Source organism: Brucella sp. TWI432 (genome assembly GCF_039674445.1).
Lineage (GTDB): Bacteria > Pseudomonadota > Alphaproteobacteria > Rhizobiales > Rhizobiaceae > Brucella > Brucella chromiisoli.
In genome coordinates, this window is the sequence record NZ_JBDJNL010000013.1 from 24,985 (window position 1) to 51,065 (window position 26,081).

Here is a 26,081-nt window from a genome sequence, read left to right on the forward strand (position 1 = left end):
GGAGGCAATGTCATTAGCCGTTGTCAAACCTGCGCCGGAAGTCGCAGCAAGCCCCAGCCCAAAAGCAATGGTATCAATTGATGCCGTTACAATGTCGTTCGGCAACTTTGTTGCGGTCGAAAATGTCAACCTCACGGTTGCGGATGGCGAGTTTCTCGCCATCGTTGGCCCGACAGGTTGTGGGAAAAGCACCATCCTCAACGCCATAGCAGGATTGCTGAAACCCTCACACGGAACAGTGTCAGTCGATGGAAAAGCCGTCACTGGTGTGCACCATGATATAGGATATCTGTTTCAGCAGGACGCACTTTTGCCATGGAAAACAGCGCTTGAAAATGTCGAGCTTGGTCCGATGTTTAAAGGGATAAGCGCTTCCGAACGCCGCAAAAGTGCGCTCAACTGGCTTGCCAAGGTGGGTCTGAAAGGTTTTGAGCACCGTTATCCCCATCAGCTTTCCGGCGGTCAGCGCAAGCGTGTGCAGATGGCTCAAGCGCTTATCACAGGTCCAAAAGTCATCCTGATGGATGAGCCGTTCTCCGCACTCGATATCCATACGCGTCACCTTATGCAAAATGAGCTTCTCCGGCTCTGGCAGGAAGAACGCCGCGCTGTTGTGATGATTACGCATGATCTTGAAGAAGCCATAGCGCTTGGTGATCGTGTCGTCGTTTTGGCCGCTGGCCCCCGCAGCCACGTGATCGATAGTTTCCCCGTCGATCTCAACCGTCCGCGCGACGTCGCAGAAATCAAACTCGATCCGCGCTTCATGGATCTTTATCGCAATATTTGGGCGTCGCTGCGCGGCGAAGTGGAGAAAAGCTATGAACGCCATGACTGAACGTCTTATCCAGGTCGGTTTGCTGGTTATCATTCTCGGCGGCTGGCAGCTCGGCACATCGCTGGGTTTCATCGACGTGTTTTTCTTCCCGGCACCACTGAATATTTTCAATCAGGTCGTGGAGTGGATAACCGATACAAGTTTCTATCGTCACGTATCGATCACTTTGACAGAAACCGTTCTCGGCTATCTGATCGGCACGGGTCTTGGCGTTGCTGCAGGCGTATGGCTCGGTCTTAGCCGCAGTGCTTCGCGCATTCTCGACCCCTTCATCAAGTGCCTGAACGCTATCCCGCGCGTTGTTCTTGCGCCAATCTTTGTGCTTTGGTTGGGTCTTGGCCTCTGGTCCAAGGTCGCACTCGCCGTCACACTGGTGTTCTTCGTGACCTTCTTCAACGCAATGCAGGGTGTGCGCGAAGTCAATCCGGTCGTGCTTTCAAATGCGCGTATCCTCGGCGCCAAACGTTCTGATCTCCTGCGTCACGTCTATTTCCCGGCAGCAGCAAGCTGGATCTTGTCCTCCTTGCGCACCTCCGTCGGCTTTGCAGTGGTTGGCGCGATCATCGGCGAGTATCTTGGTTCGTCCGCCGGTCTAGGCTATCTTATCGCCCAGGCTGAAGGCAACTTCGACGCGGTTGGCGTATTTGCCGGTATCCTGATTTTAGCAGTCTTCGTTTTGATCATCGACAGTATTCTTGATGTGGTTGAAACGCGCCTCATAAAATGGCGTCCAAATGCCAGCGAGCGGTCGGCCTGATCCCTCCACTCGCGACGTTAGAAATAAGCCCGATGCCATAATGGCGTCGGGCTTCATCGTCTTTAAAGTGCTCACTCATATATCCTTCTATATGCCCATCGGAAAAACAGAGTCCTGACCACAAAGCCCGCCATGAATTCATCCTTCATGTCATTTCGGGCATTCGTTGCGTTGTTTGGATTGATTCAGCATTTTATGCTTTTCAGTTATTGCGATATTCGATGTGGCGATCCCATCCGCCGCAGACAGGTGCGACTGAAGGAGACTGGTTTGAAGACGCTGCTATTGACGAAGGATGACGTCAAAAAACTCATTTCGCTGTCTGCGGTCATAGACGCTGTTGAAGACGCTTATCGTGCATTCAGCAGCGGCCAGGTGGAGCAGCCGGATTATATTGGCATACATCTACCTGCACCACGCGGTGAAATCGACTTCAAGCTGGGCTATTTGAAATCATCTGAGATGATATCAATGAAAGCGTCTTCGGGCGGGTTCAGGGACAATCCTTCTCGTCATGGCGTTCCGAACGGCATGGGAACGATCCTTCTTTTTGACGCACAAAGTTGTGCATTGGTATGCGTGATGGATGGCAGCTTGATCACGGGCCTGAGGACTGGGGCTGCCGGTGCGATTTCGGTCAGATTATTGGCTCGCAAAGACGCGAGAAAACTAACGTCAATCGGCACGGGCAATCAGGCACGCATGCAAATTAGAGCAATCCGCGAAGTGATGCACATTGAGGAGATTCATGCGTGGCATTCTAACCCTGAAACACTGTCAAAATACAAAGCTGATATGGAAGGCGAGTTTAATATTCCTGTTATAATGGCGGCATCCAAACGAGAAGCTGTAGAACAAGCGGACATCTTGGTTACCACCACACGTGGCAAGGGGTCGTTGGTGGAAGCGGATTGGATAAAACCAGGAACGCATATTGTTGCGATTGGAACAGATGCTCAGGGCAAGCAGGAACTGGAGCCTGAAATATTTCGAAATGCTAAAATCGTCACAGACTCGACAAGCCAGTGTTCGCAAAAAGGTGAGACCTGGCACGCGCTCAATCACGGCATCATTTCCATGAGTGAAATTCACGCCGAAATTGGCGAGATCCTGATCGGCACAAAAGCAGGACGTGAGAATGCAGAAGAGATAACAATCTTCGATTCAACAGGAATGGCTGCGCAAGATAACACGACAGCCAATGCGATCTATAATCGTGCCCTTCGCCAAAATGTCGGCACCAGATTTTCCTTTTTTGAGCAATAGCAGCGTCCCACTCGGGAAGCACGGTTTCGAAGTTTAAAGCAAAGCGCATGCAGGCGGTGATGAATGCTAAACTATCCCACAATTGAAGACATTCGAGATGCACAAAGACGCATTGCGCCGTATGTTTATCATACCCACCTCCTGAGGGCTGACAAAATCGCATCCAAAGTCGCTTGTAATTTATATCTTAAGCCAGAAACTCTTCAGCTAACGGGCGCATTCAAGATACGAGGCGCTCTGAACGCAGTGCTATCGCTTCCACGTGAGAAGATTGCCAACGGGATTATCTCGTCATCTTCTGGAAATCATGCACAGGGATTGTCCTATGCGGCGCGTATGATGGGCGTCAAAGTTGTCCTTGTGCTTCCTGTGACTACCCCGAAAATCAAGATAGCGAACACGCGCGCTTTAGGAGCTGAGGTCATTTTATTTGATGGTGACAACGCGACAAGATGGAAAGAGGTGTATCGGATCGCGGAAGCCAATAACTATGCAGTGATTCATGGCTTCGAAGATCCAATGGTCATGGCGGGCCAGGGCACAATTGGATGCGAGATTCTCGAAGACCTGAAGGACGTCAACACTGTGATTGTCCCTCTTGGTGGCGGTGGTCTGATTTCCGGTGTTGCGACAGCAATCAAAGAAATGAACCCCTCAGTTCGGGTTATTGGTGCAGAGCCAGCTCTGACGCCCAAATATTACTGGAGCCGAAAGAACGGTGAACCCACATCACTTCCTCTTAAGGATACCATCGCAGATGGTCTGAGGATCAGTGTGCCCGGACGCAATCCTTATCCAATTATTGAGAAATATGTGGATGAGATCGTTCTTGTCGAAGATGCGCATATCGTTGCAGGAATGCGGGCGCTGGCGACTGACGCAAAACTCATCGCCGAACCCGCCGCGTCAATAGTTATAGGCGCACTCCTGGCCGGCTCTGTAAAAGTACAAAAGGACGAGAATGTCTGTGCAATTTTGACAGGCGGGAACTGGGATCTGGGCGACATTGCCGAAATCTATCGTGAGAAGGATTGAGCCCAAGCAAAATACTGCAAAGCTATTTGATCTTTTTGGCCCTTTTGGATGGACTACTCGAATTGGATGATTATTCCATCCCATATTCTGCGAATGAAGGGCTTTCGTTTTGCTCGTAAAGCCATCGTTAAGGTTTTCTCGCGAATTTTTCAATTCGGCTGGGCTGTTGATCGTGACCGACACACCCTCGAATTTATGCTGTCCAAACGCCGGGTTTTCGAAGCAGCGTGGCGTTTCTTGGAGAAGGCACACAGGGCAATGGCATTTGAAGCAAGGCTTCTGATGCGCAAGCAAAAACAATCAACAAAATTATACTGATAAGCTTTATAACTAAAAGGCAACGACCATTGATCGTTGCCCTGAAATTATTCCATCACAAAAGGGTATCAGAGTTTTACCAATCGCTCGGTCAGCAGCGCGAAGAAACCATCCGCATCGACATCGTTGATGAAGAATGCGTTCTTTGGACGATCGGTCACTTCCCACCAGTCGACGACTGTTTCACCGATGGTCAATTCCGAATTGATCTCGATTTCCACGTTGCAATGGCGGCCTGAATAGAGTTCAGGCTTCAGCAGATAGGCGATAACGTTCGGGTCATGCAGCGGGCCGCCATCGGTACCGTATTTTGCTTCATCATAGCGCTCAAAGAATTCAAGCCATGCAGCAACCACTTCGCCGACATGTGTGCCGAGGCCGCGAATGGCTGCGATGCGCTTCTCGGTGGTCAGCACCTTGTGCGTGACATCGAGTGGCATCATGGTGATCTGGATGCCTGATTTGAGCACAACTGCGGCTGCATGTGGATCGACATAGATGTTGAACTCAGCCGATGGCGTGATGTTGCCGCCTTCAAAATAGCCCCCGCCCATCAGCACGATTTCTTTGACGCGTTCAGCGATTTTTGGCTCGCGGATAAGGGCTGATGCGATGTTGGTAAGCGGGCCAAGCGGGCACAGTGTTACAGTGCCTGGCTCTTCTTTCATCAGTGTTTCGATAATGAAATCCACACCATGCTGCGTCTGAAGCGGCATAGTGGGGGCAGGCAGATCATAACCATCAAGGCCGGTTTTGCCGTGGACGTTTTCAGCCGTCACGAGCGGGCGCACCAGCGGACGGATAGAGCCTGCAAATACTTTTGTGTCCGGCTTTTTCGCAACTTCACAGATGGTGCGGGTATTGATTTCAGTGCGAGCCAGCGGGCCGTTGCCAGCAACGGCGGTGATGCCGAGAATGTCGAGCTCAGGGCTTGCGAGTGCCAGAAGAATGGCGACTGCATCGTCCTGACCGGGATCGGTATCGATAATAATTTTACGGGCCATGATGTGTTCCTAATAGGGGATTTTTAAAGAGCGTTGCGCGCTGCACTAACCGTCTGATCGACCAGCGCATCGAAGGAAATTTGCGCCGGGCGGCGCATATAGGTGACGATGTCGTCGGCGAGGAGTGGTTTTGACCAGCGTTCTGCGATAATGCCGGGGCCGTGCTGAATGGCGATCATGCTGAGAATCTGCGCGGCATTGCAGTCAACATCGTGGCCGATGCCGCAGACAATTTCCAGCGTGCGGTCGAAATCACCTTCACCGAACCAGAGTGCCACAACTTGCGCGGCTGCATTTGGCGTGACGTGAATCCAGTTATATTCCGCATATTCGGCGTCGCACTTTGCCCAGGCGTCCTGCCAGTTTTCTGTTGTATTACAGGCATCAAGCGCGAAGGCGAGAACCGCACCATATTCCGTGTCGGTCGAGAAAAGCGCTGCCGTTGAGTCCAGCAATTCGCGTGTGTTTTGAACCGCAAAGGCGCGGGCTGCCATGACGGCATTGAAAACCTCGCCCAGGCTTCCGTTTCCTGCGTGGGAGATTTCCGCATCCATCCAGGCAAGACGAGCAGCTTCACGCGCACGTCCCGGCACGACCATGCCGCAGATTGTACCGCGCATCTGTGCGCCGATCCATTCATCGAACGGATTGTCGGACGTGCCGGTTTCGGGTGCTGTGAGACCTCGGCGCATATTGGAAAGGGCGATTGCCTCCGCCGACCAGCCAAGCGGGATCAGCGATGTCCAGCGCTCGGCAATGTCGGCGCTGGTCACCCCAGAACCTTTTTCACCAAAGGCTTCGAGAAAAGCGATCTCGAAGGTGATGTCGTCATTATAGGTGTTAGGCTCGCGCACATAATCGCGTATCGGACCGAAGACTTCTGCAATGTTTTCAGCCGTATAGCCTTCAAGTGCGGTGCCAGCGGCAGCACCCACCAGCTGCGCCATCCATGCACCCGCGGTACGGTCGCGGAAATCATCAGACTGGATAGGATAAGACACATTTTCCGGCCACTTCACGCTCGCATCAAACGCGTCCCATGATGGAAAGCGGATGGTTTTCTGCGATGGATGCTCGGGATCGGGCTTTGCCGCACGCATGAGTATACGCAAACGCATGTCGATGCGATACAGCGTCTCAAAGTCAGAGCGCTCCAGCGCTGCAAGCCCGTCGCGCAGAAGCTCTGCATAGGGTGCCAGTACATACCCCTTGTTTTCAAGCGATTGCAGCGCACCGGCCATCAGGCATTCGGGTGCTGCTGAACCCGGCACATTGCTTTTCCAGAACATGGCCATGAGATCGTCCTGCGCCTTCATGACGGCGCTTGCGTCCCATGTCTGCTCTTCTGCCGTGCGCACCACAGGCTTTGTGTTGCGCAGCAGATCGCGTGTTAGCTCCCAGGCTTTCATGTTTTTCTCGTTTTCATGCATTTCAGGATTTCTTCAACTGTCTTACACGCCGCTGTCTTCTTGCGGCGTGTACCGTCAGCACCACAACGGGCACGAGATAAGGGATCATCTGCATTAGCTCGAACGGCAGCCCAAGGCTTTGCAAGGTGATCGCCAGCGATTCCGCTGCGGCCAGAACGAGGCTTGCGGCCAGAGTTCCCCATGCCGTTCCCTGCCCCATCACTTCGGCAGCAATGGCGATGAAGCCGCGACCAGCGGTCATGTTCTGACCGAACCATGTGACATAGCCGAGCGAGAGATAGGCACCTGCCGCACCGCCAAAGATGCCCGAAAGTATGAGGGCCTGCATCTGAACGCGTCCGGTGTGAATGCCTGCCGCTCGCGCCGATTTCGGATCGACACCGGTTGCACGTAAGTGCAGGCCAAAGCGTGTGCGCATCATCAGAAGGCTGACAGCCGGAACCGCCAGCAATGCGGCGAAGCTCAGAATATGGATGTTGCCGATGTAGGGCACCGAAAGGCTTGGCAGCGCCCCGCTTTTCAACGCGCCCGACATGCCCTTGTCACCGGTGGCAACGAAAAGCCCCAGTGTTGTTCCCGCTGCCGCCGCAATATTAAGTGCAATGCCGGTCATAATCAGATCTGTGCCAAGCTTGTTGACTGACAGCGACATAAGCCAACCGAGAAAGGCCCCGACTATAAGGGCTGCTAGGAGACCGATGGCCGGGCTTCCCGTGGCAGCACTTGCGAGCACCGCAATGAGCGCTGCGGTCAGCATCATGCCTTCCATGCCGATATTCAGCACGCCAGCGCGATCAGAAATCATCACGCCAAGCGCTGCCAGCAACAAGGGCGTGGCGACACGCAGAATCGTTGCGATAAAGGCTGGATCGAGAATTTGTGCAAGAACTGCGCTCATGACTGTTCTCCTTCCCGATTGCGGAGGTTTCGGATCACGCGCAAAACTGTCGGGTGATTGTGAATGACGCTTGCTGTTGCGCCCACCATGATAGCAGCAGTTATCAGGCCGACCACTTCGGTCGGAATATTCATATTGCGGGCGAGAAGATCCCCTCCAACCTGAACAAAGCCCAGAAACAGCGCTGCTGGAATGAGCAGGAACGGGTTTTCACGGCCAAGAATGGCCACCACCAGACCCGTCCATCCATAACCGGGCAGATCAAGCCATGCGAAACGGTTATGCAGGCCCAGCACTTCCAATGCACCGGCCATGCCAGCCACCAGACCACCAACGATCTGAGCGCGCATGATAATGCCCTTGAACGGCAAGCCGAGATGGTTTGCAAAACCGGGGCTGGAGCCTGCAATGCGAATATTGAGACCTGAACGCGTCCAGTAAAGCCAGATACCGCCTGCAATACAGGCGAGAATGGCAATGATCGATCCGGAGTTTAGGCGTGTGCCCGCCAGCAGCCGATCAAGCTTGGCATCGGCTGGAATGCGCAACGACATCATGCCGCCCGCAGCCGGATCGCGGATGACATAATTGAGCACGAACAGGCCCAAAAACAGGAAGGCATAATTGAGAACCAGCGATGTGACCATTTCGGATGCGCCAAAACGCAATCGCAGCGCCGCTGGAATTGTACAGGCAAAGCTGCCCGCGACCGCACCGCAAAGGATCGCCACCGGAAGCGAGAACCAGCCAAGTGACGGCAGCAGAACGGCGCCTGCAACTGCACCAAGCGCACCAAGGAAAAAGCCGCTTTCTGCACCAAGATTAAACAGTCCGGAGCGGAAAAGAATAGTGATGGCAAGGCCTGTCAGCATGATCGGCGTTGCAGCTTCCACCACATTACCCATGTGGCGAATGCTGCCAAACGGTCCGAGGAAGAAGGTTTTCAGCACACCTGCCGGATTATCCTGCATCAAGGCCAGTGGTACGATCAGCAGCGCCATGATGATGCCGATCACCAGCACGGTCAGAAAGAAGGGAATAAGATAGGATATAAATCTACGCATTAGGCTGCAACTCTCTGCTTAAGCATGATCTTATCCAAAAACCGTTTTACACTTTTTGGGATCATGCTCGCGTGCCCAGCATATAAGGTCCAAGGACTGCCGGCGTAATGTCGGGTCCGTTTCTGAGAACGGCAACAATCCGGCCATTGAAGAACACGACGATGCGATCGCTTAACCGCAGCAATTCATCGAGATCGGCGCTGACGAGAAGTACAGCACAGCCACCCTGCGCCACTTCATCGATGCGGCGATGCAGGAAGGCTGCTGCCGAAACATCAATGCCGCGTGTGGGTTGATCGGCGATCAGGAATTTAGGATTGGTGGCAAGTTCGCGCGCAGCGATAAGCTTCTGCGCATTACCGCCAGACAGCGAGTCGAGCCTTTCGGTGATCGCACCTGCACGCACCGAATATTGTTTAATCATGCCATTGACACGCGCTTTGATCGCGCTCCAGCGCAGGAAGGGGCCGAAATCAGTGTCGCGGTTTCCGTCCGTGCCGGCAATCGTGTTTTCAGCCAGAGACAGGCCCGGCGCACCCCCTTGTGAAAAGCGGTCGGCAGGAAGATAGGCCAAGCCTTTCTCGCGCCAGCTTGCCGTGTCGGCGGTGGTCATATCGGCCCCGTTCAGGGTGATTGTGCCTTGAGAAGCTTGCATCAGGCCTGAGAGTGTTGAAACCAGACCGCGCTGGCCGCTGCCATCGACGCCCGCGACACCGACGATTTCACCTTCGCCGATGGTGAGGTTTACATCGCGGATACGGTCGGCAGGGTCGAGGGCTTCAATGGTGACGCCCTTCATTTCAAGCACGGTTTGCGTGAGGTTCGTCTTATGCGCGCGTTGGGGAATTTCGACAGCGTGGCCCATAACCATCTGCATGATGGCATCGTCGGGTACATCTGCAAGCTTTTCTGTGCCAGCTACAGCGCCAGCGCGCAGTACAGTGACGCTTTCGGCCAGCTCGCGCACTTCATTGAGCTTATGCGAAATGAAGAGAATGGTTATGCCTTCATCGCGCAGGGCTTTCAGCCTGCGCATCAGCTCTTCAATTTCGGGCGGCGAAAGAACAGCCGTTGGTTCATCCAGGATCAACAGCCGTGTGCGTCGCGCCAGCGCCTTGAGGATTTCGATCTTCTGCTGTGCTGCAACCGACAGCGTGCCGGTGATCGCGTCCGGGTCGGCGTGCAGATCATAGTGCTGCATCAGTTCTTCGACCGATTTTCGTGCGCTTACACGGTCGATAAAACCACCTTTTACGGGTTCATGGCCGAGGATGATATTTTCGGTGACGGTGAGTGTCGGCACCAGCGAGAAATGCTGATGCACCATGCCAATGCCTTTGGCCGCTGCATCGTCCGGCGACCAAGAAGAAATTGTCTGGCCGTCGATCACAATCTCGCCTGCAGTGGCATTCTCAATGCCAAACAGGATTTTCATGAGCGTGGATTTGCCTGCGCCGTTTTCGCCGCAAATGGCATGGATCGAACCGGCACGGATCGAAAACGACACATCGCGCAGCGCGACAGTGCCATTCGGATAGACCTTGCTCACATTACGGAAGGCGACGATTACATCGCCGCCTTCATTGTTTTTTATCTGGTTTTCCACGATTATGGACGAACCTTGTTACGGATCGCGTTGAGGTCTTCGGTGCTCATGCCAAAGGCTGTTGGAACCGTGATCTTGCCGTCGGAAATTTCATCGGAAGCTTTCTTAATCGCATCCTTGGTTTCCTGTGAGGCCATCGTCGCCATATTGCCGTCCTGCACGATGCCGACAGCACCTTCCTTCAGGCCTAGCGCTTCGGCTTTTCCGAATGGCAGACTGCCTTCCTTGAAGCGGTCATAGGCCTGCAAAAGGCTGACATCGACGTTTTTCAGGACGGAGCTGACGACCTGTTTTGCCATGGCAGGGTCGCTGTCCTTGAAGATGGCTTCCTGATCGGAATCGACACCCAGAACATATTTGCCGGTTTCTTTGGCTGCCGAAAGCTGGCCAAGACCGGTCTGCGAGGCAACAACGAAACCAAGCGGCACGCCAGAGCGATATTGTGCGAGTCCAAGTTCCTTGCCCTTTGCCGCATCCATGAAGGAGCCTGCATAGGAGATCGAGATTTTCGTTTCCGGATCAATGGCTTGGACACCGGCAATATAACCGACGAGGAAGTCGTTGATGACAGGAATATCCATGCCGCCTAGGAAGCCGAGCTTGTTGTCGCTCTCGCCGAGCTTGCCGTCTTTGAGCAAGGAGGCCGCTAACATCCCACCGAGATAGGAACCTTCGTTCTGCTTGTACTGGATGGAATAGACGTTGTCATAGCCGCCTTCTTCATAAGGCACGCTTGCATCATAGAGGACATATTTTTTGTCTGGGTATTGCTGCGCAACGGAGCCAACGGTTTCCGACATCTGGTAGGTGCCGCCGATGATCAGATCCCAGTCCTGCTCAGAAGCATCGAGGAAAACCGGCTCCCATTTGGTCGGATCGTCACCTATTTCGAGGATCTTGGTTTCAACGTCGTCGCCATACTTGTCCTTGATCATCTTCATGCCATTGGCAGCGGAATCGAAGAAAGATTTATCGCCGAGCGCGCCATTGATGATGAGCAGGATCTTGTCCTGAGCCTGCGCTGCCGTGGTGGCAAAGCTGCCCATCGCCGTGGACCCGGCGAGAGCGAGAGCAAGATGAAACATTCCTCGTCTGGTGAACTTGAACACAACAGAACTCCATTTTTACATCAATAAAGAGATGGATTTTCTGTTTTGGGCTTGTCGCCTCGTTCTACAGATCCCCCACACCTGCCCGATCAAACGACGACACTGGGATCAAGTCAATCTGAAACTTCTAAGAGAACTGTGGACACTTATAATACTGGAGCTAGTACATGGACCAAATTTCAACATTTGGCCTGTTTTATGTACAGCTAACCGCTACAAACAGGAAAGCTTTGGCACCGTCATATCGCAATTCAGCGATGCAGGCTCGAATGAGACAATTGCTGGATCAAATCCATCAAAGCGGTATAAACGCCATTCAAAGGCAGTCGGGCATGAACGCAAGCAGAATCGAGCGCTTCATCAAATATCGCTATTCGGATCAAACAGTTAATTCGTCACCACGACCTAAGAAAAAGCCGGGCTTGCTGCCCGGCTTTCAATCTCGCAATTAACCCGCTGAAAACGTATTCGGGTTTGGTCCGATACGGCCATCTGTCTTATCCAGCTTGGTGATGGCATCATGGTCTGTACCGTTGAGGCTAAAATCGAAAATATCGAAATTTTCCTTGATCCGCGCAGGTGTTACCGACTTCGGAATAACGATGTTGCCGGTCTCAATATGCCAGCGCAGGATAATCTGCGCTACGGATTTACCGTGTGCTTTAGCGATTGCTGTGAGGACAGGGTTTTCCAGGATCTTGCCCTGTCCAAGCGGGCTCCAGGCTTCCGTTGCAATGTCGTGCTTGCTGTGGAACAGACGCAACTCGTCCTGCTGAAACTGCGGATGCAGCTCAATCTGGTTGAGAACTGGCGTGACATCGCTTTCCTTGAGAATGCGCTCAAGATCGGCCGTGCGAAAGTTCGAAACACCAATAGATTTTACACGGCCTTCTTGCTTCAACTTGATGAAAGCGCGCCATGTTTCCATGAACAAATCCTTCGCCGGGATCGGCCAATGGATAAGATACAGATCAACATAATCGGTGCCAAGCTTTTTCAAGCTGGTATCAAAAGCCTTGAGCGTCGATTCATAACCCTGATCGCTGTTCCAGAGTTTGGTTGTCAGATAAATGTCGCCGCGTGCGATACCTGACTCTTTGATTGCTTTGCCGGTGCCTTCTTCATTGCCGTAGATTGCAGCGGTGTCGATATGGCGATAGCCGACTTTCAACGCTTCACTCACAGCGGCAATGGCTTCATCATTGCCAACTTGCCAGACACCGTAACCCAGCTGTGGAATGTGATTGCCGTCGTTGAGCTTTATCGCCGTTACGGTCATGTTATGGTCCTTCCCTCTTACGTACATACATTTTGATTTCGCTGTTTTCAGCATATGGGTGTTCGTTTGAAAAGTGAAAGCCATTTCCAACGGGTTTCTTGGCGATCAGCGCGGTTTCCTTACTAAAGATGCCAAAGGTTTCAACTAAATGACAAAGAAGGCCGCTGTTATAAGGATAACAGCGGCCTGATTGCGGCGTTTTAAACGAAAATTGATCAGCGTACGACCACGCGGGTTCCCACCGGAACACGTCCGTAAAGGTCGCTCACATCTTCGTTACGCATACGGAAACAGCCTGATGACATGGCTTTTCCAATGGTCCATGGCTGGTTTGTGCCGTGAATACGGTAGAGCGTAGAACCCAGATACAGTGCGCGTGCACCAAGCGGATTGTTGATGCCACCCTTCATCTGTGCGGGCAGAATGCGTCCCTTTTTGCGCTCACGGGCGATCATTTCCTTTGGCGGTGTCCAGGTTGGCCATTCGGCTTTACGGCTTACACGTTGTGTGCCTTTCCAGCCAAAGCCCTGCTTTCCCACACCAATGCCATAGCGCCGCGCCTGACCGTTGCTCTGCACCAGATAAAGAAAGCGCTTACCGGTATCGATCACAATGGTTCCCGGCTTTTCGCCGCCGGAATAAGAGACGGTTTGTGGAAGATACATCGGGTCAAGCTGTGACTTCTTACGCACAACCTTTACCGGATTGGCCGCCGGGCGCTGCTGGCTCGCGTTCTGATAATGTGCCTTTGGCGGCTGCTTTTGCCGGATTATTGTGCGCTTTTGCGGCTGTGCAACAACAGGCTGCGTCATGACGCGGACATCTGGTCCGTTGAGCTGGGCGACCCAGCGCTGCGATGTTTTATTGTCAACGCGAACCGGTGGTTGCGTGCTGTAACGATCACTGGCAAAAGCCATGCCGGTGGTTACGATTGAAACGGCAATAGCCGCAAATGATCCTATCAAAAGCAGATGACGTGGTTTCATGAGCCAAATCCGTCTGTTTTGCGTCCTGCATTTTCGCCGACGCGGTTGCCCGTCGCGCTCCTGACATTTGCTGTCAGGAGAACAGCCCCGAATTTCATGGGCTCATTGTGCCGTGCAAAGGAATCATAAAAGTAAATTTTGCCGCTTTTGGAGCGGGCGTTTTCTTGAAATTAAAGTCGTGGTTAGCGCGAAGTTGCGCGACATGGTAAAGAATTGATGAAGGTTCAGAGGGCAGAAATGGGTGATAGCGTGCAGCAAAAGACCGGGTTGATCGTCAATGCGGATGGCAAGATGCGCTGTTTCTGGCCCGGTGAGCTGCCCGATTATATCGCTTATCACGATCACGAATGGGGCGTGCCGGTCACGGATGACAAGCGCCTGTTTGAGAAAATCTGCCTTGAGGGATTTCAATCCGGCCTGTCATGGCTGACGATTTTGCGCAAGCGGGAGAGTTTCCGTGCGGCCTTCGATGGCTTTGATTTTTATCGTGTTGCTCTTTATGGCGATGCCGAGATTGAGCGATTGGTGAATGATAAGGGCATAGTGCGCCATCGCGGTAAAATTGTTTCGACAATCAACAACGCAAAGCGAGCAATCGAGCTTGTTAAAGAAAAGGGGTCGCTTGCGGCTTATTTCTGGTCGTTTGAACCGGGTGCTGCGGATCGTCCGCTGGTGGTGGATTATCCGACCTTGACTGCCAATCCCACCACAGCCGTTTCAACCCGTATTTCAAAAGACCTCAAGAAGCGGGGCTGGTCTTTTGTCGGGCCAACAACCGTTTATGCTTTCATGCAAGCCATGGGGCTGGTCAATGATCACATTGAGGGCTGCCATTGCCGCCAGAATATTGAAAGACTCCGGCAGGAATTGAAACGGCCTCAATAACAAGAGGGGCTGATTGCACCGGGTTCGGTTTTCTGGCAGAACGACATCACAGGAGATAAAAATGGATCTGACATCACTTGTGGCTTTCGCTGGTATTCTGGTTGTTGCGGCGGGTACGCCGGGGCCAAATGTCGGCGCGCTCGTTGCGCGCGTTATCAGCCGCGGTCATAAGGGCGTGTTTCCATTCATGTTCGGTCTGTGGCTTGGTGATGCCATCTGGCTATCGCTTGCTGTGTGGGGCTTGTCGGCGCTCGCAAACAGCTTTCACACCGTATTCCTTGTGCTTAAATATCTCGGGGTCGCTTATCTGATCTATCTGGCTTGGAAAATGTGGATTGCCCCTGTCGAGACAACAGCAGATGAAAACGCCATCCCGCAGGATGGTGAGGCGAAGAAGCTGTTCTTCAGTGCCTTGGCAGTCACGCTTGGCAATCCGAAAATCATGGTTTTCTATATTGCGATCCTGCCGACTGTCATCGATATTACCCATGTTTCCATGGTCGGATGGGCTGAATTGCTGTTTGTTATGTTTGCCGTGCTTGCCGCCGTTGATAGCGCATGGGTGGTGCTTGCGGCACAGGCGCGTCGGTTTTTGCGCAGCCCGCGCGCAATGCGAATTGCAAATCGCACAAGTGCCGGAATGATGGCCGGTGCAGCCGTTGCGATTGCCACACGGTAATCTGCGTTTTTAAACACTCTCCTGCACTTGCCGCACCCGTTTTGATGCGTTAGGAAACCGGCAATGAATTGTCGGTTTTTGCCGATACAACGTGAACAAAATCAATGAGCAGGCGGAAAAATGGCCGATAAAGCGGACAAGATGAAGGCGCGGTTGCCGCGCGGGTTTGTCGATCGGGTGCCGGATGATCTGCGCGCCACCGAAAAGATGATCGCAACCATCCGGGAGGTTTATGACCTTTATGGCTTTGAGCCGGTGGAAACGCCGCTCATTGAATATACCGACGCGCTTGGAAAGTTTCTGCCTGATCAGGATCGCCCGAATGAAGGCGTTTTCTCGTTTCAGGATGATGATGAGCAGTGGCTGTCGCTGCGTTATGATCTGACTGCACCGCTTGCACGCTTTGTGGCTGAAAACTATGAAAGCCTGCCAAAGCCTTATCGCAGCTATCGCAATGGCTGGGTTTTCCGCAATGAAAAGCCGGGGCCGGGTCGTTTCCGCCAGTTTATGCAGTTTGATGCCGACACGGTTGGCGCGCCGAATGTTTCGGCTGATGCTGAAATGTGCATGATGATGGCCGATACGGTTGAGCGGCTTGGCATTTCGCGCGGCGATTATGTGATCCGCGTCAACAACCGCAAGGTTCTTGACGGCGTGCTCGAAGCCATTGGCCTTGAAGGCGATGCGAATGCGGGCAAGCGACTTAACGTGTTGCGCGCCATCGATAAGCTCGACAAGTTCGGCCCTGACGGCGTGCGTCTTCTGCTGGGCAAGGGGCGTCTCGACGAAAGCGGCGACTTCACCAAGGGGGCTGAACTGTCTGATGCGGCTGTCGAAAAAGTTCTGGCCTTTACCGCTGCGGGTGGCGCAACCGGTGCTGAAACGATTGCCAATCTGCAAGCCGTTGTTGCCGGTAATGCGAAGGGCGAAGAAGGCGTGAAAGAGCTGGCCGATATGGAAGCTCTGTTTGACGCTGGAGGCTATGAAGGGCGCGTGAAGATCGATCCATCGGTTGTACGTGGTCTTGAATATTATACCGGTCCGGTGTTCGAAGCCGAGCTTCTGTTTGATGTCACCAACGAAGATGGCCAGAAAGTTGTGTTCGGTTCGGTTGGCGGCGGCGGTCGTTATGATGGTCTGGTTTCGCGCTTCCGCGGCGATCCGGTTCCGGCAACGGGCTTCTCCATCGGCGTTTCGCGCCTGATGACGGCGCTCAAAAACCTCGGCAAGCTGGATGTCACCAATGTGGTCGGCCCGGTCGTTGTGCTGGTGATGGACAAGGATGCGCAAAGCCTTGGCCGCTATCAGAAGATGGTTTCTGATCTGCGTCAGGCTGGCATCCGCGCTGAAATGTATGTCGGCGGCTCCGGCATGAAGGCGCAGATGAAATATGCAGACCGCCGCGATGCGCCATGCGTCATCATTCAGGGTTCGCAGGAACGTGAAGCGGGCGAAGTTCAGATCAAGGATCTGATTGAGGGCAAGCGTATTTCCGCCGAGATTGAGGACAACGCAACCTGGCGCGAAAGCCGCCCGGCGCAGGTCACGGTTAAGGAAGACGGCATCGTTGACGCCGTTCGCGAGATACTCGACGCGCAGGCACGTGATCGCGCACAGCAGGCAAAGTGATAGGGCAATGACTGGATCACGTACTTCACCGATTTTCACGACGCTTCGCGATCAACTTAACGCAAGCGAAGCGGAACTGGTTGATATTCCGCTGATCCAGCCTGCTGATCCGTTTCTGGATATGGCAGGTGAGGATCTGCGCCGTCGTATTTTTCTGACTGAAAACGAAAATGGCGACAGTCTTTGCCTGCGTCCTGAATTCACCATTCCGGTCTGCCGCAACCATATTGCACTCAATGCGGCAACACCGAAGCGTTATGCTTATCTCGGTGAAGTTTTTCGGCAGCGTCGCGATGGTGCAGCGGAGTTTCTTCAGGCCGGCATTGAAGATCTTGGTGCAACCGATGAGGCCCTATCGGATGCACGCTCAATTGCCGATGCGATAGCCTGCGTTAAATCAGCAGCGCGTGTGCAGCTTGAAATTGTTCTCGGTGATCAGGCCGTCTTTGCAGGTATGCTGAAAGCTCTGGGTCTTCCGCAGGGTTGGCGCAAAAAGCTGCTGCGTGCGTTTGGCGACGAACGGACGATGGAAGCAGCCTTCGCTGAATTGACGGGCGAACAGCGCACCGATCCATTGCCTGAACAGCTGGCCGGTTTGGTTGCTGAAGGTGACGAGGCAGGGTTGGCGCGTGTGATTGAGGTAGAAATGCTCGAAGCCGGCATTTCACCCGGCTCAGGCCGCACGCCTGTAGAAATCGCCCGTCGCCTGATCGAAAAAGAAGATCTGGCTGCAACGCGGTTTCCAGCTTCGGCTCTGGATGTGTTGAAGCGGTTTCTTGCAATCCGTGTTTCGCTGGAAGCGGCAGGCATCACACTGCGCGCCTTTGCAGCCGATAATGCGCTTGATCTGAGTGCTGTGCTGCAAAAATTTGAAGCGCGTACCGATGCGATCATCGCTGCGGGCATTGCTGCCGAAGACATTGTTTATGACGCTTCGTTTGGCCGTCCGCTCGATTATTACACGGGCCTAGTCTATGAAATTCGCCGTTCCGGTAGCGATAAGGATATGGTTCTGGCGGGTGGCGGTCGCTATGATCGCCTGTTGACCATGCTTGGCGCATCCGAAAACATTCCGGGGGTTGGTTTTTCCATATGGCTTGACCGGTTAGAGATGCTGGCAGGAGAACAATCATGAGTGTAACGCTCGCATTGCCATCCAAGGGACGGTTGAAAGAGCAGACGCTCGCCGTTCTCCAACAGGCTGGATACAAGGTCATTCTGCCGGAAGATTCCCGCAATTATCGCGCACGCGTCGAAGGTGACAACGATCTCGATATTCTGTTCCTCTCCGCCTCTGAAATTGCGCGTGAACTGGGTTATGGAAGCGTCGATCTTGGCGTGACGGGCGAGGATCTCGTTCGTGAAACGCTGGCGCATGCCGATGAGCGCGTGGCCATTGAAGCAGAGCTTGGCTTTGGTCATGCCGATGTCGTGGTTGCCGTACCGGAGGTCTGGCGCGATGTGACCACCATGGCTGATCTTGATGATGTGGCGGCCGATTTCCGTCAGCGTCATGGCCGCCGCCTGCGCATTGCAACCAAATACTGGCGTCTGACGCAGCAGTTCTTTTCGCAGAAGCACGGTATTCAGGTTTATCGTATTGTTGAAAGTCTGGGTGCCACCGAAGGTGCGCCAGCCGCAGGCTCTGCCGATATGATTGTTGACATCACATCAACAGGTTCGACACTAACGGCAAACAAGCTCAAAGTGCTTGAGGATGGGGTCATCCTGCGCTCGCAGGCCTGTCTCGTTTCCGCGCGGCGGAGCGAAGAAAACCCGCATGTCGCGGATGTCGTTTCGCGTATCCGAAAGGGTCTGGCTGGATAAAAAGATAATATAGAATTTTAAAAGCCGGTCTGAAATTCAGACCGGCTTTTTTGTTTTCAGTTTTTAGGCTTGCTGCCAATCAGGCCATAATAGGCGATATAGATGTAGCAGATAATTGGCATCAGGAATGCCAAGTGAATCCCAACCGTATCGGCCAGTGCGCCCTGAATAAGCGGAATAATCGCACCGCCAACAATTGCCAGACACAGAATGCCGGACCCCTGGCTGGTGTGCTTGCCAAGACCATGCAGTGCAAGACTGAAAATCGTCGGGAACATGATCGAGTTGAAGAGGCCAATCGCCAGAACCGACCACATGGCAACATGGCCAGTCGTTGCGACTGTGATGAGCAGCAGAACAATCGCCATGGCCGCATTGAAAGCCAGCGCCTTGCCATCATCGACATAACGCATTGCTGCCGCACCGATGAAACGGCCAATCATGGCACCGCCCCAGAAATAGGAAACGTAGTGCGCAGCTTCGGCTTCTGCGAGACCAGCCACATTCGGATCATTGAGGAAGTTCACAAGGAAACTGCCAACACTGACTTCAGCGCCAACATACACAAACAGACCGATAGAGCCCAAGACCAGATGGCGATACTGCCATGCTGAACCGTCTTCCTTTGTGAGGACCGCTGTTTCTTCTTCCTGAACATCAGGCAGTTTCAGGATTGCAAAAACGATTGCAAGGACAGCGAAGGCCAATGCAAGCAAAAGGTAAGGAAACTGAACAGCATCTGCCTGCGCAGAGCTTGCAGCATCGCTCGTCGCTGCGGATAGGATCAGGAGTGCGCCAAAGGATGGCGCGACAGTTGTGCCAAGCGAGTTAAAAGCCTGTGTCAGCGTAAGGCGGCTGGCTGCTGTTTCAGGTTTTCCGAGGATCGTGACATATGGATTGGCTGCCACTTGAAGGATAGTGACGCCCGATGCCAGCACAAACAGCGCTCCGAGAAACAGAGCATAAACCTGATAGGATGCTGCCGGAATGAACAGCGCACAACCGACGGCGGCGACAACAAGCCCGGTGACGATGCCCCATTTATAGGAAATGCGTTTCACCAGCGCGCCAGCAGGCAGCGAGACGATGAAATAAGCGCCAAAAAAGCAAAACTGAATCAGCATCGACTGGAAGTAGTTAAGCTGGAAGACGCTTTTGAGATGCGGGATCAGAATGTCATTGAGACAAGTGATGAAGCCCCACATGAAGAAAAGCATCGTGAGGCTGGCAAGTGCGAAGCTGTAATTATTGCCCGAATGGGCACCAGCGCGCGGCTGATTGTTCGTTGTGGGGGAAACGGCCATTTTTTCTCTACAAGCTAAGTTATGAGACATGCCTTGGGAGGGCGATATGTCTTTCCAAAATCAAAATACGAGGTTGCAATATCTTACAAGACTGTCCCATGCAATCAGCGTGGATTTTAAGTAACAGTTCTGTGTCTTGATGCAGAAAATGCTAAAAAGCCGCGCGTGAGGCACGGCTTTTTACATCAGGGTGTTGATGGCTGATCAGCTGCGCTTGGCATCGATCGAAATCGAACCGGCACCGTGCAGTGCGAGAAGGATCAGGCCGCCAGCAATGGCGAGGTTCTTCTGTGCCATCAGAGCGTTCATGCCTTCAGCGAAGTTCATGTGCGCTACAAGCGTTGCGCCAATGGTGAACAGAGCCACGATTGCAGCAGCAATGCGGGTCTGAAAGCCAACGAGAATGGCGAGGCCGCCGAGGAACTCAACCAGACCAACCACAACGGCAGTCACCGTTGGAACCGGAAGGCCGAGACCTGCAAAATAACCGGCTGTTCCGGAAATTGCAGTCAGCTTGCTAAAGCCAGCAAGGATGAACAGGATCGAAAGAAAGACGCGTGCGATGAGCGTGGCCAAGCCATTGCTCTGGGGAGTGATTGAGGACATAGGGGATCTCCATTTAAGCTAGGCAATCAATAACCACAACGGACTGTCAAGGAAAGATAGATATTCCTCGACAGTTTGTTCGCTTTTCGTAGACAGTTATTCCGGCGCAATCATGCGTTCTGCACGAACCAGCTTTTGATAATCTTCTTCGGAGACATGGCCGCTTTTCAATGCTTCTTCGCGCAGGGTAGTGCCATTCTTATGTGCGGTTTTCGCAATTTTTGCCGCATTGTCATAGCCAATCGCCGGTGCAAGTGCCGTCACCAGCATCAGGGAGCGTTCCAGCAGGTCTTTGATGCGATCTTTATTGGCTTGAATACCGTCCACACAATGGTCGGCAAAGGAGACCATGGCATCGCTTAAGATACGGATCGACTGCAAGACGTTATAAGCAATGACCGGCTTGAAGACGTTAAGTTCAAAATGTCCCTGGCTGGCAGCAACAGTTACAGTGGTCTGATTGCCGAAGACTTGTGTTGCGACCATGGTTAGCGCTTCTGCCTGTGTCGGATTGACCTTGCCGGGCATGATTGATGAGCCGGGCTCATTTTCTGGCAACGACAACTCGCCGAGACCAGAGCGCGGGCCAGAGCCGAGGAAGCGGATGTCATTTGCAATCTTGAAAAGATCTGCGGCCAATGCGTTCAAGCTGCCGTGGAAATTTGCAAGAGCACCGTGGCTTGCAAGCGCTTCAAATTTGTTCGGCGCCGTTTTGAAGCTCAGGCCGGTAATTTCGCTCACTGCATCGGCAAAGCCCGTGTCGAAACCCTTCGGTGCATTCAGGCCCGTACCGACGGCGGTTCCCCCCTGTGCCAGCAGGAAGACATCGGCAAGCGACTGTTCAATGCGATGGCGGGCATATTCAAGAGCGGCACGATAGCCCGAAAACTCCTGCCCCAATGTGACGGGGGTAGCGTCCTGCGTGTGCGTGCGACCGATCTTGATGATGTCTTTGAAGGCTTCTTCCTTGGCTTTGAGAGCCTTGGTGAGATGTTCGAGTGCCGGGTAAAGCCGATTTACGGCTTCAACAGCGGTCGCGATATGGATAGCGGTCGGGAAACTGTCGTTTGACGACTGGCTCATATTAACATGATCGTTGGGATGAACAGGCTTTTTCGAGCCAAGTTCACCGCCCAGCATTTCGATCGCGCGGTTTGAGATGACTTCATTGGCATTCATGTTGGACTGCGTGCCAGACCCCGTTTGCCAGACGACGAGCGGGAAATGATCATCAAGCTTGCCTTCAATCACTTCAGATGCTGCAACTGCGATGACCTGTCCCAGAACCGGATCAAGTTTGCCAAGCGCGATATTGGTTTCAGCTGCCGCACGCTTGACCACACCCAGTGCATGAACCAACGGCAGGGGCATACGTTCTCCGCCGATCTTGAAGTTTTGTAGGGAGCGTTGCGTTTGCGCACCCCAATAGCGGTCCGCGGCAACATCAATCGGTCCGAACGTATCTGTTTCGGTGCGCGTGGCAGTCATTTTCAGTCTCCGGCTTGTTTCAGGCGGCAAAATGCCCGCCTGTAGAATCGAGAATAACAGCATTGCGAGATTATTGGCTACGGAATGCTTTTATGGCAAAGCCCTAGCTCTCAATCATTTGATAAAATATGAATAAAAAAGTCAAATTTTACCAAATGAAATTCTTGTGCAAGATTTAAACGACTCCCTGTTTTGGTTGAATCATTGGAAGTGCTGCTCAAGTTTGTGGACATTTAAAATCCGCAGCTCATCAATTTCATGCTTCCTTTTGCGGCTGGTTACCGCTGTCAGGTACAGCAATGATCATTGTTCTGGCCTATGTGATGCGCCGAATGCCGTTTGGCATGTCTTTCCAAAATGCGGGACATGCGCAACCATTGTCACATCATCATCAATACTTACCGCCAAACACCGACCAATTCATGTCCCGGCACAAGATTTCCAAAGCACGCGTTCCCAATAATGAATTGCCATGTTGGTTGAGTCCCGGAGACCAAACAGCTATCGAAGCGATACCGGGCACAACCGCCAGAATCCCCCCACCCACGCCACTTTTTGCCGGCACGCCAACCCGGAATGCGAAATCACCAGAGCCGTCATAATGGCCACAGGTCATCATAAGGGCGTTTATGCGGCGTGCACGCTCGACGCTGACAATGCGGTGATTGCTGATCGGGTCTCGACCGGAGCTGGAAAGGAAAAGCGCAGAACGGACGAGCTGTTCACACGACATCGCCAGTGCACATTGGTGATGATAAACACCCAGCACATGAGACGGTATATTATCGAGATTGTTATTGGCCTTTAGCATATTGGCAAGTGCAGCATTATTGAAGCCAGTAAGGTCTTCCGCCTTGGCTACATTTTCATCAATATAGATGTCATGATCGTCTGCTGCTGACTGAACAAAACGAACGATCTCACCAATGGTTTCACGGGGCTTATGCGTGCTGAGCAACAGATCGGCAATAACAATTGCACCGGCATTGATAAACGGATTGCGCGGAATTCCCTTTTCCAGTTCGAGCAGGATACTTGAGTTAAAGGGATCGCCGGATGGCTCACGGCTGACACGCTTCCAGATACTGTCACCTAGTTTTCCAAGTGCCAATGTGAGCGCAAAGACCTTGGAAATACTCTGAATTGAGAATTTTTCTTTAGCATCTCCGGCAGAAATCAATGTGCCATCATGCAGCATAATCGCTATGCCAAACTTTGAAGGATCAACCCGTGCAAGAGGCGGGATATAGTCGGCGACCTTACCACGATCCCCCGCCGTTTTAAGGTCAGCCTCGATTTCGCAGAGAACGGCGCGCAGACGCTGTTTCAAATCCACACCTTTGAAGGTCGCATCGCATAACGAATATCTATCGGAAAACTGCGATGACGTTTCTCATACGAATAATCACAGCACATGAAACAGAATGGCTAAACCAACTAAGCCATTCTGTCCATTTTTAGATGTTGTTGCCTTACCGCTTTACGTCAAAGTCACGGGTTTCCGGCATCATAAACATTGCGATAAGCGATATGATACTGGTTGCAACCACATAATATGCAGGCGCAACGGCACCAAAAATACCGATCAGCCAGGTTATAATGAACTGTGTTGTTCCGCCGAAAAGCGTCGCGCCAATCGCATAGATCAGGGAAACACCCGTTGCACGCAAGGCGATCGGCATCATCTCAGGAATAGCCACCAAACTCGCGGCACCGCTCATTGCAGTCAGCAAAGTAACAGAGGCGGTCACGATCAGCAGAACTGTCGCATCTTTGGATACAGAGAGCCAGAAAAACAACGGGATGATTGCCAGCATCAAAATGATACGGGGCCAGATCATGACACCCTTGCGACCATATTTGTCAGCCAGATAGCCAGCAACCAGCGCAAACAGAAATGTCATCGTTCCGCCGAGAACAGTTCCGGCCTGAGCAAGGATTGCAGGCAATTTCAACGTCTGAATCGCATAGGTCGTCATGAAGTTACCGACCTGGGTTGATACGGTGGTCGAAATAATCGCCAGAACGCCGAGAACGAGGTAACGCCCATGATCAAAAAAGACCGACGTAACGATCTGTGTCCCGCTTTTTTCGCTCGGCTTTTCCAGAGTTTCAGGCAATGCACGGCGGATATAGATTGCCAATGGGATCAGAGCGAGAGATACCAGAAATGGAATACGCCAGCCCCAGGACACCAGATCTTCATGTGGCAGATACCACGAAACCAGAACGCCCATCAGACCACCAGCGACAACAGCAATGCCTTGGCTTGCGATCTGCCAGCTTGCGTAAAGGCCACGTTTTTCGCGTGGGGCAGCCTCAATCAGCATTGCCGAGGCAGGGCCTACTTCACCGCCCAAAGCCAACCCCTGTAACAGGCGGCACATCAAAACGATGATTGGCGCCGCCATCCCGATGGCTTCATATCCCGGCGTTGCCGCAAGTCCAAGCGTGCCCACCGTGATCAGGGTCACAGTCAAAATCATGGCTGCACGACGTCCTGCTTTATCAGCAAATGCACCAATCAAAACGCCGCCCAGCGGGCGCGTAAAAAAGCCAACGCCAAACACGGCGACAGAGGCAAGCAGGCTGGCTGTTTCACTGCCCAACGGGAAAAATGTCTGCCCGATATAGACTGCGAAAAACGAATAGACGATGAAATCGTAAAACTCGAGTGCATTCCCTGCGACTGCCGCAGCTATTGCCTTAACCGGCGGCTTATACTCCTGATCAATCGAATTGACTGCCCCAGGGGTCGCTCTGTGTATTGCAGAAGCGCTCATCATTGTCCTCCAATGGATGTAGTAATCTACTCAGATTTCGTGGCCTGCTTTGCGATTCAGGAACGCTTCTGCGAGCGTGACCCAATAAGCGGCACCTTCGACGATATTTGCATCATTAAAATCAAAGTGGGGGTTATGCAGAGCGCAACTTTGTGGGCCTGCCTGATCACCGTTGCCCAGGAAAAGATAGGAGCCGGGGCATTCTTCGAGCATAAAAGCAAAGTCTTCACTGCCGGTCATCGGCGTCGTTTGACGAACGAAATTGCCTTCAGCAGCAAAGCTTTCTCCAACATCACGAGCAAACTCCGTCTCGTTCGGAGAATTCAGCAGCGCAGGATACCCGCGACAATAATCAATGGTGGCTTTCACACCGAAACTCTGCGCTTGTGATGTTACAAGATCGGTGATCCGCTGTTCAAGAAGATCCCGGACATCTGGTTTGAAACAGCGCACCGTCAGTTCTATTCTCGACGTCTCAGGAATTACATTGTTCGCTACACCGGCCTGCATAACACCGACTGTTACCACAGCCGTATCAAGCGGATTAACATTGCGTGCCACAATCGTCTGTAATGCCATAACGATTGATGCCGTCGCGACAATCGGATCGGCTGTTCTATTTGGCAGAGCGCCATGCCCTCCGCGGCCTTCGATGGTAATAAAAACGCTGTCCGAAGACGCCATCATCGCGCCATCGTAAAACTGCAACTGTCCCTGTGGGACGCCCGGCATATTGTGAATACCAAAAACGGCATCACACGGATATTTTTGAAATAGCCCATCGGCAACCATGCGTGCTGCACCACTGTCGGGGCGGCCATATTCTTCTGCCGGCTGGAAAATGAGATTCACGGTGCCATTGAAGTTACGACGCTCAGCAATTGCTTTAGCGGCAGCAAGCAACATTGTTGTATGACCATCGTGACCACAGGCATGCATCACACCGGCATTCACACTGGCATAGGGCAGATTGATTTCTTCAAAGATTGGCAAGGCGTCCATATCAGCACGCAGTCCAATTGACGCCGTTGAACCACCATGACGCAGCCGCCCGACAACCCCCGTTGTGCCGATATTGCGCTCAACTGTGTAGCCCCACCCTTCCAAAAGGGAAGCAACAATGCCCGCAGTTCGGGTTTCTTTAAAAGCAAGTTCCGGGTGCTGATGCAGATCACGCCTGATCGCAATAAATTCACCAGCGTCGCGTTCGATCAGCTCTCTGATATCCTGCATATTTGCCCCATAGATTTTGTTCTCTATTCCGCTAGCTACGGGTTGCTTTTCTATTTG

The 26,081-nt window shown here is 52.8% G+C and carries 25 protein-coding genes; 11 read left to right on the forward strand and 14 right to left on the reverse strand.

Annotated features, from left to right (window positions below):
• Positions 1–7 precede the first annotated feature (7 nt).
• The 5 genes from ABE527_RS16065 (at position 8) to ABE527_RS16085 (ending at position 4,214) form a co-directional block, all read left to right on the forward strand.
• On the forward strand, positions 8–838 hold the full coding sequence (locus ABE527_RS16065) for an ABC transporter ATP-binding protein (RefSeq protein ID WP_499697531.1): 831 nt from the start codon (positions 8–10) through the stop codon (positions 836–838).
• Entirely contained in the window at positions 822–1,595 is a 774-nt protein-coding gene (locus ABE527_RS16070) for an ABC transporter permease (RefSeq protein ID WP_396998954.1), read from the forward strand. The genes ABE527_RS16065 and ABE527_RS16070 overlap by 17 nt, the downstream gene beginning before the upstream one ends.
• 270 nt (positions 1,596–1,865) lie before the next feature.
• Positions 1,866–2,861, forward strand: a complete 996-nt coding sequence (locus tag ABE527_RS16075; RefSeq protein WP_499697584.1) for an ornithine cyclodeaminase family protein — start codon at positions 1,866–1,868, stop codon at positions 2,859–2,861.
• Positions 2,862–2,924: 63 nt separating this feature from the next.
• Positions 2,925–3,896 (forward strand): threonine/serine dehydratase family protein, encoded by a 972-nt coding sequence (locus ABE527_RS16080; RefSeq protein WP_499697532.1) that lies wholly within the window; start codon positions 2,925–2,927, stop codon positions 3,894–3,896.
• 66 nt (positions 3,897–3,962) lie between these two features.
• A complete protein-coding gene (locus ABE527_RS16085) occupies positions 3,963–4,214 on the forward strand; it encodes a hypothetical protein (protein ID WP_499695056.1) in 252 nt (83 codons plus the stop codon).
• A 68-nt stretch (positions 4,215–4,282) separates the two neighbouring features.
• Here ABE527_RS16085 and ABE527_RS16090 read toward each other — a convergent pair whose 3' ends face one another.
• The 6 genes from ABE527_RS16090 to ABE527_RS16115 all read right to left on the reverse strand — a co-directional run bounded on the left by ABE527_RS16090 (position 4,283) and on the right by ABE527_RS16115 (position 11,325).
• Positions 4,283–5,218, reverse strand: coding sequence for a nucleoside hydrolase (locus ABE527_RS16090; RefSeq protein WP_499697533.1), 936 nt, complete (start codon positions 5,216–5,218; stop codon positions 4,283–4,285).
• Positions 5,219–5,241: 23 nt separating this feature from the next.
• Positions 5,242–6,627 carry an ADP-ribosylglycohydrolase family protein gene (locus ABE527_RS16095; RefSeq protein ID WP_499697534.1) on the reverse strand — a complete coding sequence of 462 codons (1,386 nt, stop codon included), beginning with the start codon at positions 6,625–6,627 and terminating at the stop codon, positions 5,242–5,244.
• A 22-nt stretch (positions 6,628–6,649) separates the two neighbouring features.
• Complete coding sequence (locus ABE527_RS16100; RefSeq protein ID WP_499697536.1) at positions 6,650–7,546, reverse strand: ABC transporter permease; 897 nt, start codon at positions 7,544–7,546, stop codon at positions 6,650–6,652.
• Entirely contained in the window at positions 7,543–8,610 is a 1,068-nt protein-coding gene (locus ABE527_RS16105) for an ABC transporter permease (RefSeq protein ID WP_499697537.1), read from the reverse strand. The genes ABE527_RS16100 and ABE527_RS16105 overlap by 4 nt, the downstream gene beginning before the upstream one ends.
• A gap of 61 nt (positions 8,611–8,671) precedes the next feature.
• Entirely contained in the window at positions 8,672–10,216 is a 1,545-nt protein-coding gene (locus ABE527_RS16110; protein ID WP_499695051.1) for an ABC transporter ATP-binding protein, read from the reverse strand.
• A gap of 2 nt (positions 10,217–10,218) precedes the next feature.
• Positions 10,219–11,325 carry a BMP family ABC transporter substrate-binding protein gene (locus tag ABE527_RS16115; protein WP_499697539.1) on the reverse strand — a complete coding sequence of 369 codons (1,107 nt, stop codon included), beginning with the start codon at positions 11,323–11,325 and terminating at the stop codon, positions 10,219–10,221.
• 167 nt (positions 11,326–11,492) lie between these two features.
• Here ABE527_RS16115 and ABE527_RS16120 point away from each other — a divergent pair, with 167 nt between their 5' ends.
• Positions 11,493–11,777: a hypothetical protein gene (locus ABE527_RS16120; protein ID WP_499697540.1), complete on the forward strand. Its 285-nt coding sequence runs from the start codon at positions 11,493–11,495 to the stop codon at positions 11,775–11,777.
• Here ABE527_RS16120 and ABE527_RS16125 read toward each other — a convergent pair.
• Positions 11,774–12,604, reverse strand: coding sequence for an aldo/keto reductase (locus tag ABE527_RS16125; RefSeq protein ID WP_499695048.1), 831 nt, complete (start codon positions 12,602–12,604; stop codon positions 11,774–11,776). The two genes, ABE527_RS16120 and ABE527_RS16125, sit on opposite strands and share 4 nt — an antisense overlap.
• A 215-nt stretch (positions 12,605–12,819) precedes the next feature.
• Entirely contained in the window at positions 12,820–13,590 is a 771-nt protein-coding gene (locus ABE527_RS16130; protein WP_499697541.1) for a L,D-transpeptidase, read from the reverse strand.
• Between the two features lie 237 nt (positions 13,591–13,827).
• Here ABE527_RS16130 and ABE527_RS16135 point away from each other — a divergent pair, with 237 nt between their 5' ends.
• From ABE527_RS16135 to hisG, 5 genes are all read left to right on the forward strand, one after another.
• Complete coding sequence (locus ABE527_RS16135) at positions 13,828–14,475, forward strand: DNA-3-methyladenine glycosylase I (RefSeq protein WP_499695046.1); 648 nt, start codon at positions 13,828–13,830, stop codon at positions 14,473–14,475.
• Between the two features lie 61 nt (positions 14,476–14,536).
• The gene (locus ABE527_RS16140) at positions 14,537–15,154 is read left to right on the forward strand and encodes a LysE family translocator (protein ID WP_265986110.1); all 618 of its coding nucleotides are present in this window, start codon (positions 14,537–14,539) and stop codon (positions 15,152–15,154) included.
• A 120-nt stretch (positions 15,155–15,274) separates the two neighbouring features.
• A complete protein-coding gene (gene hisS / locus ABE527_RS16145; protein WP_499697542.1) occupies positions 15,275–16,783 on the forward strand; it encodes a histidine--tRNA ligase in 1,509 nt (502 codons plus the stop codon).
• A 7-nt stretch (positions 16,784–16,790) separates the two neighbouring features.
• Positions 16,791–17,918 carry an ATP phosphoribosyltransferase regulatory subunit gene (locus ABE527_RS16150; RefSeq protein WP_499697543.1) on the forward strand — a complete coding sequence of 376 codons (1,128 nt, stop codon included), beginning with the start codon at positions 16,791–16,793 and terminating at the stop codon, positions 17,916–17,918.
• Positions 17,915–18,610, forward strand: a complete 696-nt coding sequence (hisG, locus tag ABE527_RS16155; RefSeq protein ID WP_499697544.1) for an ATP phosphoribosyltransferase — start codon at positions 17,915–17,917, stop codon at positions 18,608–18,610. The genes ABE527_RS16150 and hisG overlap by 4 nt, the downstream gene beginning before the upstream one ends.
• Positions 18,611–18,666: 56 nt before the next feature.
• Here the strand turns inward: hisG and ABE527_RS16160 are convergent, their stop codons facing one another.
• The 6 genes from ABE527_RS16160 to ABE527_RS16185 form a co-directional block, all read right to left on the reverse strand.
• Positions 18,667–19,914, reverse strand: a complete 1,248-nt coding sequence (locus ABE527_RS16160) for a sugar MFS transporter (RefSeq protein ID WP_265986114.1) — start codon at positions 19,912–19,914, stop codon at positions 18,667–18,669.
• A 204-nt stretch (positions 19,915–20,118) separates the two neighbouring features.
• A complete protein-coding gene (locus ABE527_RS16165; protein WP_265986115.1) occupies positions 20,119–20,520 on the reverse strand; it encodes a DoxX family protein in 402 nt (133 codons plus the stop codon).
• 96 nt (positions 20,521–20,616) lie between these two features.
• Positions 20,617–22,008 carry a class II fumarate hydratase gene (fumC, locus tag ABE527_RS16170; protein ID WP_499695043.1) on the reverse strand — a complete coding sequence of 464 codons (1,392 nt, stop codon included), beginning with the start codon at positions 22,006–22,008 and terminating at the stop codon, positions 20,617–20,619.
• Positions 22,009–22,399: 391 nt separating this feature from the next.
• Positions 22,400–23,338 (reverse strand): glutaminase, encoded by a 939-nt coding sequence (locus tag ABE527_RS16175; protein ID WP_499697545.1) that lies wholly within the window; start codon positions 23,336–23,338, stop codon positions 22,400–22,402.
• Between the two features lie 142 nt (positions 23,339–23,480).
• Entirely contained in the window at positions 23,481–24,791 is a 1,311-nt protein-coding gene (locus tag ABE527_RS16180; RefSeq protein WP_499697546.1) for an MFS transporter, read from the reverse strand.
• A 30-nt stretch (positions 24,792–24,821) separates the two neighbouring features.
• A complete protein-coding gene (locus ABE527_RS16185) occupies positions 24,822–26,024 on the reverse strand; it encodes a M20 aminoacylase family protein (protein ID WP_499697547.1) in 1,203 nt (400 codons plus the stop codon).
• Positions 26,025–26,081: the final 57 nt, after the last annotated feature.